Here is a 15320-nt window from a genome sequence, read left to right as displayed (position 1 = left end):
CTCACCCTCCTGCGAACGGGGGGAGCACCTCGACCGTGCCGCCCTCGGTCAGCCGTACCGTCTCATGCGCGCGCGTCCCCACCGGGTCGCCGTCGATGAGGAACGAGCACCGCCGCAGTACGCGGACCAGCTCACCGGGGTGCCGTCCGCGCACCGCGTCGAGCACCTCGGCGAGCGTCTGCGCCTCGTACGGTTCCTCGGCGACCCCCGCCGCGGCTTTCGCCGCCGCCCAGTAGCGCACCGTGACCTCTGCCATCCCGTCCCTCGATCACTCGTCTATGAACAGGGTCAGGCTAGCCCGCCTGTGCGAGGGTCCAGCGCGCGATGCGGTGCAGGAGTTCGTCGGCGGCGGCGTTCTCGGCGTGGCCCATGCCGGACTCCAGCCACAGTTCCCCGTGGTCACCGGCGGCCGCGGCGAGCATCCGGGGGTGGTCGAGGGGGAAGTAGCCGTCCCGGTCGCCGTGCACGATCAGCAGCGGGGTGGGCGCGATCCGCGCAGCCGCCTGGAACGGCGGGAGCGGGACCGGGTCCCAGTCGCGGTGGTGGATGCGGGTGCGCAGCCCGTAGCGGCCCAGCAGGCGGCCCTCGGGGCGTGTGACCAGCCAGTGCAGCCGGCGCATGGGGGCCGTGCCCCGGTAGTACCAGCGCGCGGGCGAGCTGACGGAGACCACGGCGTCCGTACGCGTGTCCGCGCGCCCCTCGCCCGGTGCGGCGTCCGCCGGGCCGCCGTGCAGGGCCGCGTGCCGCAGCACCACCGAGCCGCCCATGGAGAAGCCGACGGTCGCCACGCGCGCGTGCCCGAACCCGCGCGCCCAGGCCACCGCCGCCGCCAGGTCCAGCACCTCGCGGTCACCGACGGTCGAGCGCCCGCCGGAGGCCCCGTGGCCGCGGAAGGAGAAGGTGACCACGGCGCCGTGGCGCGCCAGGGCCCGCGCCACCCGGCGCACGTGCGGCCGGTCCAGGTCGCCGGTGAAACCGTGGGCGACCACGAACACGCAATCGTCGCGGTCGCCACGCCCGCCGCCGGAACCGTCGTGCGCGGCCGCGCCCGGCTCGTACAGGGCGTCGAGCGCCACCCCGTCGGCCGAGCGCAGGAACGTCCTGACCGCGCCCCCGACGCCCGTGCCCGGCGGGGCCCCGCCCTCCCGGACGTCCGTCGAACGCGCCACACGACCTGCCGATCCCGACCTCATATCGGCTATTCTGCTGCGAAGAGGACTCGGGCAGCGCAGCCCCCGGGTCCTTTCGTGCTTTCGGAAGCGTTGTACAGGGCGCGGGAGACCGCGCAGGTGCACGGCCCGTCGATCGCATGGGCAGGGACCCGAGGAGGAACCAGACGCCATGGACGAGCGAACGGTGCGGGCACGGAGGACGGCCCGGGCAGGGGGGTCACCCCTGCCGGGGCGCGGCCGACAACCCGGGGAAGAGGCGCGATGAGTTCACTGCTGCTGCTGACCAACGCACTCCAGCCGTCGGCCGAAGTGCTCCCCGCCCTCGGCCTGCTGCTGCACAACGTGCGGGTGGCTCCGGCGGAGGGGCCCGCGCTCGTGGACGCCCCGGGCGCCGACGTCGTCCTGGTCGACGGGCGGCGCGACCTGCCGCAGGTGCGCGGCCTGTGCCGGCTGCTGCGCTCCACCGGCCTCGGCTGCCCGCTGGTCCTCGTGGTGACCGAGGGCGGCCTGGCGGCCGTCACCGCCGACTGGGGCATCGACGACGTGCTCCTGGACACCGCCGGTCCCGCCGAGGTGGAGGCCCGCATCCGGCTGGCCCTGGGCCGTCGGCAGATCGTCGACGACGACTCCCCCATGGAGATCCGCAGCGGCGACCTGTCCGTGGACGAGGCGACCTACAGCGCTCGGCTCAAGGGCCGGGTGCTGGACCTCACCTTCAAGGAGTTCGAGCTGCTGAAGTACCTCGCGCAGCACCCGGGCCGCGTCTTCACCCGCGCCCAGCTCCTCCAGGAGGTCTGGGGCTACGACTACTTCGGCGGCACCCGGACCGTCGACGTCCACGTGCGGCGGCTGCGGGCCAAGTTCGGCCCCGAGCACGAATCGCTGATCGGGACGGTCCGCAATGTCGGTTACCGATTCGTTACGCCCGAGAAGACGGACCGCGCCGGGGACACCGCGGACACGAAGAAGGCCGGGTCCGTCCAGCCAAAGCCGGAGAATCAGGACACCCCGGCGGGGCGGGCCCGCGCGGAGAGGTGAGAAGCGCTCCCACGGGCGTGCCGCAACGGCGTCCACGCTCCGGTACGCCCTGCCCGGAAGCGGGTCCATCCGCGTAGACTCCGCGCGTGGCCAAGGTGACTCGGGACGACGTGGCGCGGCTGGCGGGGACGTCGACCGCCGTCGTCAGCTATGTGATCAACAACGGACCCCGGCCGGTCGCCCCGGCCACCCGCGAGCGCGTCCTCGCCGCGATCAAGGAGCTGGGGTACCGGCCCGACCGGGTGGCCCAGGCCATGGCCTCGCGGCGCACCGACCTCATAGGCCTGATCGTCCCGGACGCCCGCCAGCCCTTCTTCGGGGAGATGGCGCACGCGGTGGAGTGGGCCGCCGCCGAGCGCGGGAAGATGGTCCTCGTCGGCAACTCCGACTACGTCGCCGAGCGCGAGGTCCACTATCTGCGCGCGTTCCTCGGCATGCGCGTCTCCGGTCTGATCCTGGTCAGCCACGCGCTGAACGACCTCGCCGCCGCCGAGATCGACGCCTGGGACGCCCGGGTGGTGCTGCTGCACGAGCGCCCCGAGGCCATCGACGACGTGGCCGTGGTCACCGACGACCTGGGCGGCGCCCAGATCGCCGTGCGGCACCTGCTGGAGCACGGCCACGACTACGTCGCCTGCGTCGGCGGCACCGCCGAGACGCCCGCCGTGGGCGACCCCGTGTCCGACCACGTCGAGGGCTGGCGGCGCGCCATGGAGGAGGCCGGCATCCCGACGGAGGGGCGCCTGTTCGAGGCGCCGTACAACCGCTACGACGCCTATCGGATCGGCCTGGAGATCCTCGCCGGCCCGGACCGCCCTCCGGCGATCTTCTGCTCCACCGACGACCAGGCGATCGGCCTGCTGCGGGCCGCGCGCGAGCTGCGCATCGACGTCCCCGGCGAACTCGCGGTCGCCGGTTTCGACGACATCAAGGAGGCGGCGCTGACGGACCCGCCGCTGACGACGGTCGCCTCCGACCGGTCGGCGATGGCCCGCGCGGCGGTGGACCTGGTGCTGGACGACGGGATCCGCGTGGCCGGCTCACGCCGGGAACGGCTGAAGCTGTTCCCGTCACGGCTGGTGGCACGCAGGTCCTGCGGCTGCGACTAGGCGCCTCCCCGCCCCCCTCACCTCGTGGTTCCCTGTCGGCAGGGACCTCTCGGGGAACGTACTTATATCGGGCATACGAGGTTCTGTCGGGCTTCTCAGCGCAGACTCAGGAAGCTCTCATGATCCCGGGACATTCTCAATGTCATGAGCGAGAGCATCCGCCGCAGCGGCGAGTACGAACACCCCGAGGGTGACGGTCAGGCCCCGGCTGCCGACTCCGTGCAGTCGGCGGACCAGCGGCAGGCCTCCGCCCCGGTGAATCCGGAGTGGCCTCCCCCGCCGTCGTACCCCCCGGCCCAGCCGTTCGCGGCCTGGTCGGGCGCCCCCGGCGGTCAGGGCGGCGCGGACGGCGGCGACACCGCCGCCTTCCCGGCCGGCCCGTCGGGACCCGCGCACGCCTCGGCGTCCCGCAAGCGCGCCCGGGGCCCGCTCGCCCTGCTCGCCGCGGTGGCGATCGCCTCGGCCGCCGTGGGCGGCGGCACCGCTTTCGCCTTCCAGAAGCTGACCGGCACGGACACGGTCGCCTCCAGCAGCACCACCAACGTGGTGGCCGCCAGCCAGCGCGGCAGCATCGCCGCGATCGCCAAGGCGGTCACCCCGAGCGTCGTCGAGATCAACGCCACCCTCGACAACGGCACCTCCACCGGCTCCGGCGTGGTCGTCACCAGCGACGGCGAGGTCGTCACCAACAACCACGTCATCGCGGGCGCGTCCTCGATCAAGGTGCGCACCAGCGACGGCACCTCGTACTCCGCGCGGGTCGTGGGCACCGACAGCTCCAAGGACCTCGCCCTGATCAAGCTGCGGAACGCCTCCGACCTCAAGGCGGCGGCCCTCGGCGACTCCGACGGGCTGACGGTCGGCGACCAGGTCGTCGCGATCGGCTCCCCGGAGGGCCTGACCGGCACCGTCACCAGCGGCATCGTCTCCGCCCTGCACCGGGACGTGACGGTCTCCACCGACGAGAACCAGGGACAGCAGGGTGGTGGTGGCGGCGGCTGGCCCTTCCAGTTCGGCGGCCGCCAGTTCAACGGCGACACCGGCTCCTCCACCACCACCTACCAGGCGATACAGACCGACGCGTCCCTCAACCCGGGCAACTCCGGCGGCGCGCTGATCGACGCGAGCGGCAACGTCGTCGGCATCAACTCGGCGATGTACTCGTCCACGTCGGCCTCGGACTCGTCCAACGCCGGCAGCGTCGGCCTCGGCTTCGCCATCCCGATCAACACCGTCAAGTCCGACCTCGCCACACTGCGCTCCGGCTCCCAGAGCTGAGGCACGACACCGGCAGGAGCCCGGACAGCCCCCGGACAGCGTCCGGCACCGTTCGACAAGGAGTACGACATGATCCAGCACGTTGTGCACGAGACGACGGACACCATCGACGCCACCACCCTCGCCGGCATCACCCTGGCCCGCGCCGTCGTGAAGCAGCCGCACAGCCCGGCGAACCGCGTGCCCGAGGCGGCCGTGGTCCCCCAGCTGATGGGCCTGCGCACCTCCGCCGCACGCCCCCACCGGCACAAGGTGCCGCTGCGGCGGATCATCGCGGTCGCGGCCTGAGCTGCGGCGCGCGCCCCGCGCGCCGCACCCCGCCGCACCGAAACATGCGAGGCTGAGAGCGTCCAGCCCGAGGGCCGACCGGTCCCGAGGCCCCAGCGATCCGAGGAACGACGACCGATGAGTCCCGCCGAAGGCGACCGTGATCCCCAGCGCATCCTGATCGTCGACGACGAGCCGGCGGTACGCGAAGCACTCCAGCGCAGCCTCGCCTTCGAGGGATACGAGACCGAGGTCGCCGTGGACGGCGCGGACGCGCTGGACAAGGCGGCCTCCTGCCAGCCCGACCTGGTCGTCCTCGACATCCAGATGCCGCGGATGGACGGCCTGACCGCCGCCCGCCGCATCCGGGGCGCAGGCGACACCACCCCCATCCTGATGCTGACCGCCCGCGACACGGTCGGCGACCGGGTCACCGGCCTGGACGCCGGGGCGGACGACTACCTGGTCAAGCCCTTCGAACTGGACGAGCTGTTCGCCCGCATCCGGGCACTGCTGCGGCGCAGCACCTACGCCGCGGCCGTGGCGGGCGCCGCCCAGGAGGACGAGGCCCTCACCTTCGCCGACCTGCGCATGGACCTCGCCACCCGCGAGGTCACGCGGGGCGGCCGGCAGGTGGAGCTGACCCGCACGGAGTTCACCCTGCTGGAGATGTTCATGGCCCATCCGCGCCAGGTGCTCACCCGCGAGCAGATCCTCAAGGCGGTCTGGGGCTTCGACTTCGAGCCCTCGTCGAACTCCCTCGACGTCTACGTCATGTACCTGCGCCGCAAGACCGAGGCCGGAGGCGAACCCCGCCTCGTGCACACGGTGCGCGGGGTGGGGTACGTCCTGCGGCAGGGCGGCGCGGAGTGAGGAAGGCGCTGCGCCGCTTCCGTGCGCTGCCGATCCGGTCCCGACTGGCGCTGCTGGTGGCGGCGGCGGTGGCGTTCGCGGTGGCGGCGGTCTCCCTCACCTGCTGGTTCATCGTCCAGGGGAAGCTGTACGACGAGGTCGACGGCCGGCTCGCGAGCTACGGCAGGGTGACCGCCACCACGGCGTCCGCGATGGCGGCCAACTGCTCCCAGACGACGGACAACTCGCCGGGCGACATGCAGCGCTCCTATCTCTACGTGCAGCTGGTGACGGCCCAGGGCAAGTTCTGCGTGGACAGCCGGTCCCCGGGCGTCATCAAGGTCACCGCCGTGGACAGCGGGGTGGCCGCCAACCCCGATCTGCGCGAGCGCACCTTCCACACCACCACCGACACCGACGGCAACAACGTCCGGGTGATGACCGTCGCCGTCCCGATGGGCCCCGGTCCCAACTCCGACGCGTACCCGGGCATCGCCTTCATGCTCGGACTCTCCCTGAAGGACACCGAGAACACCCTCAACGACCTGGCCCTGCTGCTCCTCTTCGTCTCCGGCGTGGGAGTCGTCGGCGCCGGGGCCGCCGGCCTCGCCGTGGCCCGCGCCGGGCTGCGCCCCGTGGACAAGTTCACCGAGGCGGTGGAGCACGTGGCACGCACCGAGGACCTGACGATCCGCATCCCCGTGGAGGACGACAGCGAGGACGAGATCGCCCGGCTGTCCCGCTCCTTCAACTCCATGACCTCCGCGCTGGCCAGTTCCCGGGACCTTCAGCAGCAGCTGATCGCGGACGCCGGCCACGAGCTGCGCACCCCGCTCACCTCACTGCGGACGAACATCGAACTCCTCACCCGCAGCGAGGAGACCGGCCGGCCGCTCCCCGAGGCCGACCGCAAGGCGCTGCTCGCCTCGGTCAAGGCGCAGATGACCGAACTGGCTTCCCTGATCGGCGACTTGCAGGAGCTGTCGCGCTCGGACGGGCAGCGGGGCGAACGCGTCCAGGTGATCGCCTTCCAGGACACCGTGGAGGCGGCGCTGCGCCGTGCCCGGCTGCGCGGCCCGGATCTGACCATAACGGCGCACCTGAACCCCTGGTTCGTACGGGCCGAGCCGTCCGCGCTGGAGCGGGCGATCGTCAACGTCCTCGACAACGCGGTGAAGTTCAGCCCCGAGGGCGGCACGATCGACGTCGCCCTGGAGCAGGGCGTCCTCACCGTCCGCGACCACGGTCCCGGCATCCCCGCCGACGAACTCCCCCACGTCTTCGACCGCTTCTGGCGCTCCCCGAGCGCCCGTGCGCTGCCCGGCTCGGGGCTCGGCCTGTCCATCGTCGCCCGCACCGTCCAACGGGCGGGCGGCGAGGTCACCCTGGCACCGGCCGGGGGCGCCGGCACGGTGGCGACGGTACGGCTGCCGGGCGCGCCCGTCCCGCCCCCGGAGGCGCCCGGCGTCGCCTGAGGCGCGCCGAAGGCCCGCTCACCGGGCGGGTGAACCCCTTACCCTCATATCCATGACCAGCGACGACACCGCACCGACCGCCCGCTCCCTGGAGACCCTCGCCGCGCTCGCCCCGGACCAGGCAGAAGCCGTGCTCGGACTGCTGGCGGCGGCCGCCCGCACCGACGGACGGCAGGCGGTGTCCGAGCAGGGCCGGCTCCAGCTGCGGGGCGGGGCCCGCGAGGGGGTGTCCCATCTGCTGCTGACCGTCGACGGCGAACTCGTCGGCTACGCGCAGCTGGAGGACACCGACCCGGTGGAGGCGCCCACCGCCGAGCTGGTCGTGCATCCGCTGCACCGCGGGCACGGTCACGGGCGGGCGCTCGGGTCCGCGCTGCTGGCCGCGTCCGGCAAGCGGCTGCGGGTGTGGGCGCACGGGGGCCAGTCCGCCGCACGGCATCTGGCTCAGGTCCTCGGGCTGACCCTGTTCCGCGAACTGCGGCAGATGCGGAGGCCGTTGACGGACCTCGACCTGCCCGAGCCGGTGCTGCCGGAGGGCGTGAGCGTGCGGGCCTTCGAGCCCGGCCGGGACGACGCCGCCTGGCTCGCCGTGAACGCGGAGGCGTTCGCCCATCACCCCGAGCAGGGCTCGCTCACCCAGCGCGACCTCGACGACCGCACGGCGCAGCCGTGGTTCGACCCGCAGGGGTTCTTCCTCGCCGAGCGCGAAGGCCGGCTGGTCGGCTTCCACTGGACCAAGGTCCACGGGGAGGAACGCCTCGGCGAGGTGTACGTCCTCGGTGTCCGCCCCGGCGCCCAGGGCGGCGGCCTCGGCAAGGCCCTCACCCTGATCGGCCTGCGCCACCTGGCCGCACGGGACCTGCCGACGGCCATGCTCTACGTCGACGCCGACAACAAGGCGGCGGTCGCCGTCTACGAACGCCTGGGCTTCACGACCTACGAGACCGACCTCATGTACCGCACGGAAACCTGACCGCCCCGGCCCCTCCGCCCCCCGGTGCACAGTCGGGGCCCCACCACCCACGGACCGGCCTGCCGGCCACTTCGCGCGTCCATGACCGGCCGGCCACCACCCGGAGGCCTGGGCCCGCCGCTCCGCCTTTCCGGCCCGCGGGCGACCCGCCTCGGGTCGATCGGTCGACGGGCGGTTGCCAACCCTCCGTCGCCGGGGCAGGTTTCCGGCGCCGTGCGCCCCGTGGAGGCTCGCGTCGTCGCCGGTGGGCCGCTCCCCGGTGTCCCGCACGTCATGTGGCCGTAACCATTGGTTCAGACGGTCTTGCGACGCTCAGGCGGTGAAGCCCGCCGCGCCCGAGCCCGAGCCGCCCCGCGAGGGCACCGCCGCCGCGCTCCCGCGCGTGCCTTTCGACGCGCCCGTCCTGCCGCAGACGCGGAAGAATGGGTTCATGAGCCAGCCAGACACCCAGGCAGCGCAGACCCCGCCGGCTCCCACCACCCGCGTGGGAGATCCCGCGGGGCCCGCCACCGCACCGCACCCGCAGCCCTCCGTGGGCTCCATCGCCGCGCACCGCCCGCACACCGTGGCGGCCACGGTCTCCGATCTGGAACCGGACATCGACGCCGACCTCGACGGATACGTGGAGGCACTGGCCGAGGGGGAGCAGCTGCCGCAGGGCCGTTTCCTGGACCGGGAGCGCAGCTGGCTCGCCTTCAACGAGCGCGTCCTCGAACTCGCCGAGGACCCGGCAACCCCCCTGCTGGAACGCACGAACTTCCTCGCGATCTTCGCCAGCAACCTGGACGAGTTCTTCATGGTCCGGGTCGCAGGACTGAAACGCCGCATCGCCACCGGCGTGGCCACCCAGTCCGCCTCCGGGCTGCAACCGCGCGAGGTGCTGGAGATGATCTGGGCCCGCTCGCGCGAGCTCATGGCCCGGCACGCCGCCTGCTACCACGAGGACGTCGCCCCCGCACTCGCGGAGGAGGGCATCCACCTGGTCCGCTGGGGCGAGCTCACGGAGAAGGAGCAGGCCCGCCTGTTCACGCTCTTCCGGCACCGCATCTTCCCCGTGCTGACCCCGCTGGCGGTCGACCCCGCGCACCCCTTCCCGTACATCTCCGGCCTGTCCCTGAACCTGGCCGTGGTCGTACGCAACCCGGTCACCGGCCACCGCCACTTCGCCCGCGTCAAGGTGCCCCCGCTGCTGTCCCGCTTCCTGGAGAGCTCCCCGGGCCGCTACGTCCCCCTCGAGGACGTCATCGCCGCCCACCTGGAGGAGCTGTTCCCGGGCATGGAGGTCCTGGAGCACCACGCCTTCCGGCTCACCCGCAACGAGGACCTGGAGGTCGAGGAGGACGACGCCGAGAACCTGCTCCAGGCGCTGGAGAAGGAGCTCATGCGGCGCCGCTTCGGGCCGCCGGTGCGCCTGGAGGTCGAGGAGTCCATCGACCGCGAGGTGCTCGACCTGCTGGTGCGCGAGCTGAAGATCAGCGAGGCCGAGGTGTACCCGCTGCCCGGCCCCCTGGACCTCACCGGCCTCTTCCGCATCCACGGCCTCGACCGGCCCGAGCTGAAGTACCCCAAGTTCGTGGCCGGCATCAACCGGGAACTGGCAGAGGTGGAGTCCGCCTCGGCCCCCGACATCTTCGCGGCACTGCGCAGCCGGGACGTGCTCCTGCACCACCCCTACGACTCCTTCTCGACCTCCGTGCAGGCCTTCCTCGAGCAGGCCGCCGCCGACCCGGACGTCCTCGCGATCAAGCAGACCCTGTACCGGACCTCCGGCGACTCCCCCATAGTCGACGCGCTCATCGACGCCGCCGAGTCCGGCAAGCAGGTCCTCGTCCTGGTCGAGATCAAGGCCCGCTTCGACGAGCAGGCCAACATCAAGTGGGCGCGCAAGCTGGAGGAGGCCGGCTGCCACGTCGTCTACGGCCTGGTCGGCCTGAAGACCCACTGCAAGCTGTCCCTGGTGGTGCGCCAGGAGGGCGACGACACGCTGCGGCGCTACAGCCACGTCGGCACCGGCAACTACCACCCGAAGACCGCCCGCCTCTACGAGGACCTCGGCCTGCTCACCGCCGACCCGCAGGTCGGCGCGGACCTCTCGGACCTGTTCAACCGCCTCTCCGGCTACTCCCGCCGCGAGACCTACCGCCGGCTCCTTGTCGCCCCCAAGTCCCTGCGCGACGGGCTGATCTCCCGGATCAACAAGGAGATCCAGCACCACCGCGCCGGACGTCCCGCCTTCATCCGCATCAAGGTGAACTCGATGGTCGACGAGGCCGTCGTCGACGCGCTCTACCGCGCCTCCCAGGCCGGGGTGCCGGTCGACGTGCTGGTGCGCGGCATCTGCGCCCTGCGCCCCGGCGTGCCCGGCCTGTCGGAGAACATCCGCGTCCACTCGATCCTCGGCCGCTTCCTCGAGCACTCCCGGGTCTTCGTCTTCGGCAACAGCGGCGAGCCCGAGGTGTGGATCGGCAGCGCCGACATGATGCACCGCAACCTCGACCGCCGTATCGAGGCCCTGGTCCGGGTCACCGACCCCGCTCACCGTGCGGCCCTCAACCGGCTGGTGGAGACCGGTATGTCCGACACCACCTCCTCCTGGCACCTCGGCCCGGACGGCGAGTGGACCCGGTACGCGACCGACTCGGACGGCCAGCCCCTGCGCAACATCCAGGAGATGCTCATAGACGCCCGGAGGCGCCGGCGTGGCACAGCAACACCTTGACCCGACGGACTCCACGGCCGGGGGCTCCCGCGAGCTGCCGCCCGCGCCCGAGCAGGGCGGTGTCCCCACCGCCGAAGCCCTCGCGTGCTATCTGCGGGCCCAGGCCACCGAGTTCCTCCGCGCGCTGCGCCTGCACCGCGAGACCGGCGGCACGGGGCACGGCACGCAGGAGTCCGTCGACGCCGCGCGCGCCCTGCGCCGCTCGGCCCGCCGCATCAGCGGCAGCCTGCACACCTTCCGCCCCCTGGTCGAGGAGGCCTGGTCGGCGGAGCTGTGTCCGGAACTGGCCTGGCTGTCCGGCACCCTGGCCCGGGAGCACGCCTGCCAGGCCTGCCTGGAACGGCTGCTGCTGGCCCTGCACCGGCTCTCCGGGACAGCGGTCCTCCCCGCCCAGCCCACCGAGGAGGCCGCGGGCGGTCGCACCACGGACCGCGGCAAGCTCACCGTGGGCGCGGCGAAGGCGGGCGCCCTGCTGGAGCGCCAGCTCGGCCTGGCCCGGACCCGGGCGCACTCGACAGCCCTCCAGGCGCTGGGCTCCGCGCGCTTCCACGCCGTCGCGGACAAGGTGGCCGTACTCGCCAGCGACGTCCCGCTCACCCCCGCCGCCGCCACCGCGGACCTGACTCCCCTGGCCGACGCCGCCCGGGAGCGCCTGACGGACGCCGTGGCCGCCCTCCCGCTGGTCACCGCCGGCAGCCCGTACAACGCGGAGGCCCTGGTCCACGGCCTGTCCCCGGACCCCTCCCCGCACCCGCAGGACGCCCCCTGGCACCAGGTCCGCCTGCTGCTGCGCCTGCACCGGTACGCCCGCGAGGTCCTCGACGGGGCCGGGGGTCCCTCCCTGCGCGACGAGCGGGGCCGAGAGCCCGCGGGGGCGCCGGTGAACGTGCGTCTGCTGACGGCCGGCCAGGCCCTCGACCGGCACCGCGACGCCTCAGAGGCGGCGGCCGCCGCGGCCTCGGCGGCCCGCACCCCGCGCATCGCCCCGGCGACGGCGTACGCGCTCGGCGTGCTGCACGCGGACCAGCGGCACGAGGTGGAGGCGGCCAGGTTCGCCTTCCAGCAGTCGTGGCAGAAGCAGGCCGTCGGCGCCGGCTGACAGAACGGGTGAGCACGGTGACCGATCTCGACGCGAACGACACACCCGTCCTGGCGGCCGGGTGTGTGCTGTGGCGCCGCTCGCCGCTGGACGGCACGCTCCAGCTGTGCCTGGTCCACCGCCCGAAGTACGACGACTGGTCCCACCCCAAGGGCAAGCTCAAGCGCGGCGAGGACCCGCTGGCGGGCGCCGTGCGCGAGGTGGCGGAGGAGACGGGCTACGTCGCCGTTCCCGGCGCCGAACTGAGCACCGTGACCTACATGGCGGGCGGCCGGCCCAAACAGGTCCGCTACTGGGCGGCCGAGGCCACGGCGGGACGCTTCAGCCCCAACAAGGAGGTGGACCGCGTCCTGTGGCTGTCCCCGGCCGAAGCCCGGAAGCGGCTCACCCAGTTCCGCGACCGCGAACTGACCGACGAACTGCCGACGGCCCTCCGTCCCGGCTGAGCACGCACACCGGTTCGACGACAGACCCTGGCCGGCCGGCTGTCGCTCATGAGCAATGCAGTCAGGGCCCGTTGCGCAACAGGCCCTAGGCGCCGCCCTCGTGTCCGAGTGCGTCCGTGCGGGCCAGGCTGCGGGCCCGGCGGGCGGGGCCGCGCCAGCCGCAGCTGCACCGGGCCAGGCAGAAGCGGCCCTGTTCGACGGTCGACGCACGGTGTCCCACGGCGTCCCGGATCCCGCGGTCCTCCTGGGCAGGGCTCAAACCCTCATGCTGCACCACGGCGACAAATGTAGCTACGCCAGGTGAACGGGACGTTACGACCCCCTGTGGATCGGGTGCGTGCGTGACGGGGGCCACCCACTCGTCGTTGACCGGACGACAGGGGCCCGTGACGGACGTAGCAGCTGGGGGTAGGCAGGGCGATGGCGGAGCGGCGGCGGCTGGATGTCCCTCCTGCTCGTGCTCGGGTGAGTCCGGGCACGCGGGCCGGGACGGGCGGCGCGGTGCTCGCGGCGGCCGTCCTGGCCGGCGCGTGCGCCACCGGATGCTCCGGCGGCGGAGCGGCGGCCGAGGACGCGCGCGCCGCGCCCGACCCGGTGCAGACCCTGCGCCAGGCGCCGGACGTGCTGCTGGAGGCGGGCAGCGCGCGGGCCCGTACGGCGATGGAGATGGCCACCGGCGGAACCCGTGTGACGATCCGCGGCGAGGGCGGCTACGACTTCCGCGGGCAGCGCGGGCGGCTGACGCTGGTGCTGCCGCAGGACCCGGCCGGGGCCGACGAGCACGTCCCGATCACCGAGCTTCTCGCACCGGGCGCCCTGTTCATGAAGAACAGGGGAGCGGGCGTGCCGGCCGACAAGTGGGTGCGGGTGGACACGGCCACGCTCGTGGACGGCAACCTGGTCACCGGCGGCGCCACCGACCCGTTCGCCGCCGCCGAGGTGCTGCGCGGCACGCGCACGGCGACGTATGTGGAGCGGACCGAGGTCGCGGGGGTCTCGGTCCGGCACTACCGGGGCACCGCCGATCTCGCCCTGGCGGCGAAGAGCGCCACGGTGGCCGACGAGGCCGCCCTGGAGGCCGCGGCGAAAGGGTTCGCCACGGCCTCGGTGCCGTTCGACGTCTACCTCGACGACCAGGGCCGCATCCGCAAGCTCCAGCAGAGCTTCGCCTTCGTCAACGGGCAGCTGGGACGGACCGTCGCCGTCTTCTCCACCACGCTGCTGTCCGCCTTCGGGACCCCGGTGACCGTGACGCTGCCGCGACCGCAGGACATCTACACCGGGCGGATCGCCGAGCCCTGAGTCGAGCCGTAAGCCGAGCCGCGCGCCGGGACAAGGCCCGAACGGGCCGAGAAATGACCGGCGGGACTAGCCCTTTGGTGCCATGCGCCGCGCGGAGGCCGCTCCCTACCCTAGGAAGCCGGCGGCGGCAGACGGCAGAGAAGAGGTGAGCACGTGGCTCCGCTCGGCGGTACGGCGGTTCAGGACCACGTGGCCCTCGCCGAGATAGAGCTGTGCGGCGAGCTGATCATCGCGGCCTCGGCCGCCGAGGAGCGGCTCAGCCTGGAGAGCATCGACGAGGTGCTGCGGGTGGCCGAGGAGCGCGAGGCCCGCGTGGGCCGCTGAGCGCCGGATGCCCGGCCGCGGCCCGGACTGCTGACCGCCGGATGCCCGGCAGCGGCCCGGGCCGGTCGGCCTCAGGTGCGCAGCAGCCGCCCGATCGCCTTCGTGGCCTCCTCCACCTTCGCGTCGATCTCCGATCCACCCTTGCGGGCCGCGTCGGCGACGCAGTGCCGCAGGTGCTCCTCCAGCAGTTGCAGGGCGAAGGACTGCAGGGCCTTGGTGGAGGCGGACACCTGGGTGAGTATGTCGATGCAGTAGACGTCCTCGTCGACCATCCGCTGCAGCCCGCGGATCTGGCCCTCGATCCGGCGGAGCCGCTTGAGGTGCTCGTCCTTCTGCTTGTGGTAACCGTGCGTGACGGGCTCGTGTCCGGTGATTCCGCTCACGTTCTCGGAGGGTGCCGTCGCGCCGGCCTCGGTGGTCGTCATCGCGTCCCCGCTCTCGGAATTCTCGGTACACACCGAGGTGATATACCCCTGGCGGGTATATCGTAACGAATTCTGCCGGGTAGCAGCAGTCTGGGCATGCCCCCGTGTGGAGCACGGCGGTCCATGGGCGACACTGGGGGACGGCCCCTTAGCCGTGGCCGGATGATGCGCTTAACATCACCCTGACCCGAACCGCAGCACCCCGAGGACCCCACGTGCGCTTTCGTCTGACCCCCAGGGAGACGAGCTTCTACGACATGTTCGCCGCGTCCGCGGACAACATCGTCACGGGCTCGAAACTCCTGATGGAACTGCTCGGGGCGGACGCTTCCGCCCGGGCCGAGATCGCAGAGCGTATGCGGGCCGCGGAACACGCCGGTGACGACGCCACGCATGCGATCTTCCACCAGCTGAACTCCTCGTTCATCACGCCCTTCGACCGCGAGGACATCTACACCCTCGCGTCGTCCCTCGACGACATCATGGACTTCATGGAGGAGGCCGTCGACCTGGTCGTCCTCTACAACGTCGAGGAACTGCCCAAGGGCGTCGAGCAGCAGATCGAGGTGCTGGCCAGGGCCGCGGAGCTGACGGCCGAGGCCATGCCGCACCTGCGGACCATGGACAACCTCACCGAGTACTGGATCGAGGTGAACCGCCTGGAGAACCAGGCGGACCAGATCCACCGCAAGCTGCTCGCGCACCTGTTCAACGGCAAGTACGACGCGATCGAGGTGCTGAAGCTCAAGCAGATCGTGGACGTGCTGGAGGAGGCCGCGGACGCCTTCGAGCACGTGGCGAACACGGTGGAGACCATCGCGGTCAAGGAGTCCTGAGGCGT

General features: G+C 72.7%; 17 protein-coding genes. 13 read left to right on the top strand and 4 right to left on the bottom strand.

Annotated features, from left to right (window positions below):
• Window position 1: 1 nt before the first annotated feature.
• Both ACIHCX_RS30945 and ACIHCX_RS30940 read right to left on the bottom strand, forming a co-directional pair.
• Window positions 2-256 (bottom strand): MoaD/ThiS family protein, encoded by a 255-nt coding sequence (locus ACIHCX_RS30945; protein ID WP_400035302.1) that lies wholly within the window; start codon window positions 254-256, stop codon window positions 2-4.
• Window positions 257-293: 37 nt separating this feature from the next.
• Entirely contained in the window at window positions 294-1193 is a 900-nt protein-coding gene (locus ACIHCX_RS30940) for an alpha/beta hydrolase (protein WP_400035300.1), read from the bottom strand.
• A gap of 240 nt (window positions 1194-1433) precedes the next feature.
• Here ACIHCX_RS30940 and ACIHCX_RS30935 point away from each other — a divergent pair, with 240 nt between their 5' ends.
• The 10 genes from ACIHCX_RS30935 (at window position 1434) to ACIHCX_RS30890 (ending at window position 12428) form a co-directional block, all read left to right on the top strand.
• Entirely contained in the window at window positions 1434-2210 is a 777-nt protein-coding gene (locus ACIHCX_RS30935) for a response regulator transcription factor (protein WP_400035298.1), read from the top strand.
• Window positions 2211-2296: 86 nt separating this feature from the next.
• Entirely contained in the window at window positions 2297-3319 is a 1023-nt protein-coding gene (locus ACIHCX_RS30930; protein ID WP_400035296.1) for a LacI family DNA-binding transcriptional regulator, read from the top strand.
• A 144-nt stretch (window positions 3320-3463) separates the two neighbouring features.
• Window positions 3464-4597, top strand: a complete 1134-nt coding sequence (locus ACIHCX_RS30925; RefSeq protein ID WP_400035294.1) for a S1C family serine protease — start codon at window positions 3464-3466, stop codon at window positions 4595-4597.
• 69 nt (window positions 4598-4666) lie between these two features.
• Complete coding sequence (locus tag ACIHCX_RS30920; RefSeq protein ID WP_400035292.1) at window positions 4667-4885, top strand: hypothetical protein; 219 nt, start codon at window positions 4667-4669, stop codon at window positions 4883-4885.
• Between the two features lie 117 nt (window positions 4886-5002).
• The gene (locus ACIHCX_RS30915) at window positions 5003-5737 is read left to right on the top strand and encodes a response regulator transcription factor (protein WP_400035290.1); all 735 of its coding nucleotides are present in this window, start codon (window positions 5003-5005) and stop codon (window positions 5735-5737) included.
• Entirely contained in the window at window positions 5734-7191 is a 1458-nt protein-coding gene (locus ACIHCX_RS30910) for an ATP-binding protein (RefSeq protein WP_400035288.1), read from the top strand. The genes ACIHCX_RS30915 and ACIHCX_RS30910 overlap by 4 nt, the downstream gene beginning before the upstream one ends.
• 52 nt (window positions 7192-7243) lie before the next feature.
• Entirely contained in the window at window positions 7244-8164 is a 921-nt protein-coding gene (gene mshD, locus ACIHCX_RS30905; protein WP_400035286.1) for a mycothiol synthase, read from the top strand.
• 430 nt (window positions 8165-8594) lie between these two features.
• Window positions 8595-10883: an RNA degradosome polyphosphate kinase gene (locus ACIHCX_RS30900; protein WP_400035284.1), complete on the top strand. Its 2289-nt coding sequence runs from the start codon at window positions 8595-8597 to the stop codon at window positions 10881-10883.
• Window positions 10864-11982, top strand: a complete 1119-nt coding sequence (locus ACIHCX_RS30895; RefSeq protein ID WP_400035282.1) for a CHAD domain-containing protein — start codon at window positions 10864-10866, stop codon at window positions 11980-11982. Before ACIHCX_RS30900 ends, ACIHCX_RS30895 begins: the two co-directional genes overlap by 20 nt.
• A 17-nt stretch (window positions 11983-11999) precedes the next feature.
• Window positions 12000-12428: an NUDIX hydrolase gene (locus ACIHCX_RS30890; protein ID WP_400035280.1), complete on the top strand. Its 429-nt coding sequence runs from the start codon at window positions 12000-12002 to the stop codon at window positions 12426-12428.
• An 85-nt stretch (window positions 12429-12513) separates the two neighbouring features.
• On the opposite strand, the gene ACIHCX_RS30885 is transcribed toward ACIHCX_RS30890, so the two are convergent.
• On the bottom strand, window positions 12514-12687 hold the full coding sequence (locus ACIHCX_RS30885) for a hypothetical protein (protein ID WP_400035278.1): 174 nt from the start codon (window positions 12685-12687) through the stop codon (window positions 12514-12516).
• A 206-nt stretch (window positions 12688-12893) separates the two neighbouring features.
• Here ACIHCX_RS30885 and ACIHCX_RS30880 point away from each other — a divergent pair, with 206 nt between their 5' ends.
• Both ACIHCX_RS30880 and ACIHCX_RS30875 read left to right on the top strand, forming a co-directional pair.
• A complete protein-coding gene (locus ACIHCX_RS30880; protein ID WP_400035276.1) occupies window positions 12894-13730 on the top strand; it encodes a hypothetical protein in 837 nt (278 codons plus the stop codon).
• A 153-nt stretch (window positions 13731-13883) separates the two neighbouring features.
• Window positions 13884-14054: a hypothetical protein gene (locus tag ACIHCX_RS30875; protein ID WP_400035274.1), complete on the top strand. Its 171-nt coding sequence runs from the start codon at window positions 13884-13886 to the stop codon at window positions 14052-14054.
• Between the two features lie 71 nt (window positions 14055-14125).
• Here ACIHCX_RS30875 and ACIHCX_RS30870 read toward each other — a convergent pair whose 3' ends face one another.
• A complete protein-coding gene (locus ACIHCX_RS30870; RefSeq protein WP_400035272.1) occupies window positions 14126-14479 on the bottom strand; it encodes a metal-sensitive transcriptional regulator in 354 nt (117 codons plus the stop codon).
• A gap of 215 nt (window positions 14480-14694) precedes the next feature.
• Between ACIHCX_RS30870 and ACIHCX_RS30865 the strand changes: the two genes are divergently transcribed.
• Window positions 14695-15315: a DUF47 domain-containing protein gene (locus ACIHCX_RS30865; protein WP_400035270.1), complete on the top strand. Its 621-nt coding sequence runs from the start codon at window positions 14695-14697 to the stop codon at window positions 15313-15315.
• The last annotated feature ends 5 nt before the right edge of the window (window positions 15316-15320 follow it).

The organism is Streptomyces sp. NPDC052043 (genome assembly GCF_044548235.1).
Lineage (GTDB): Bacteria > Actinomycetota > Actinomycetes > Streptomycetales > Streptomycetaceae > Streptomyces.
The sequence above is the reverse complement of the archived record's forward strand: the minus strand, read 5'-3'. Positions and strand labels throughout refer to the sequence as shown.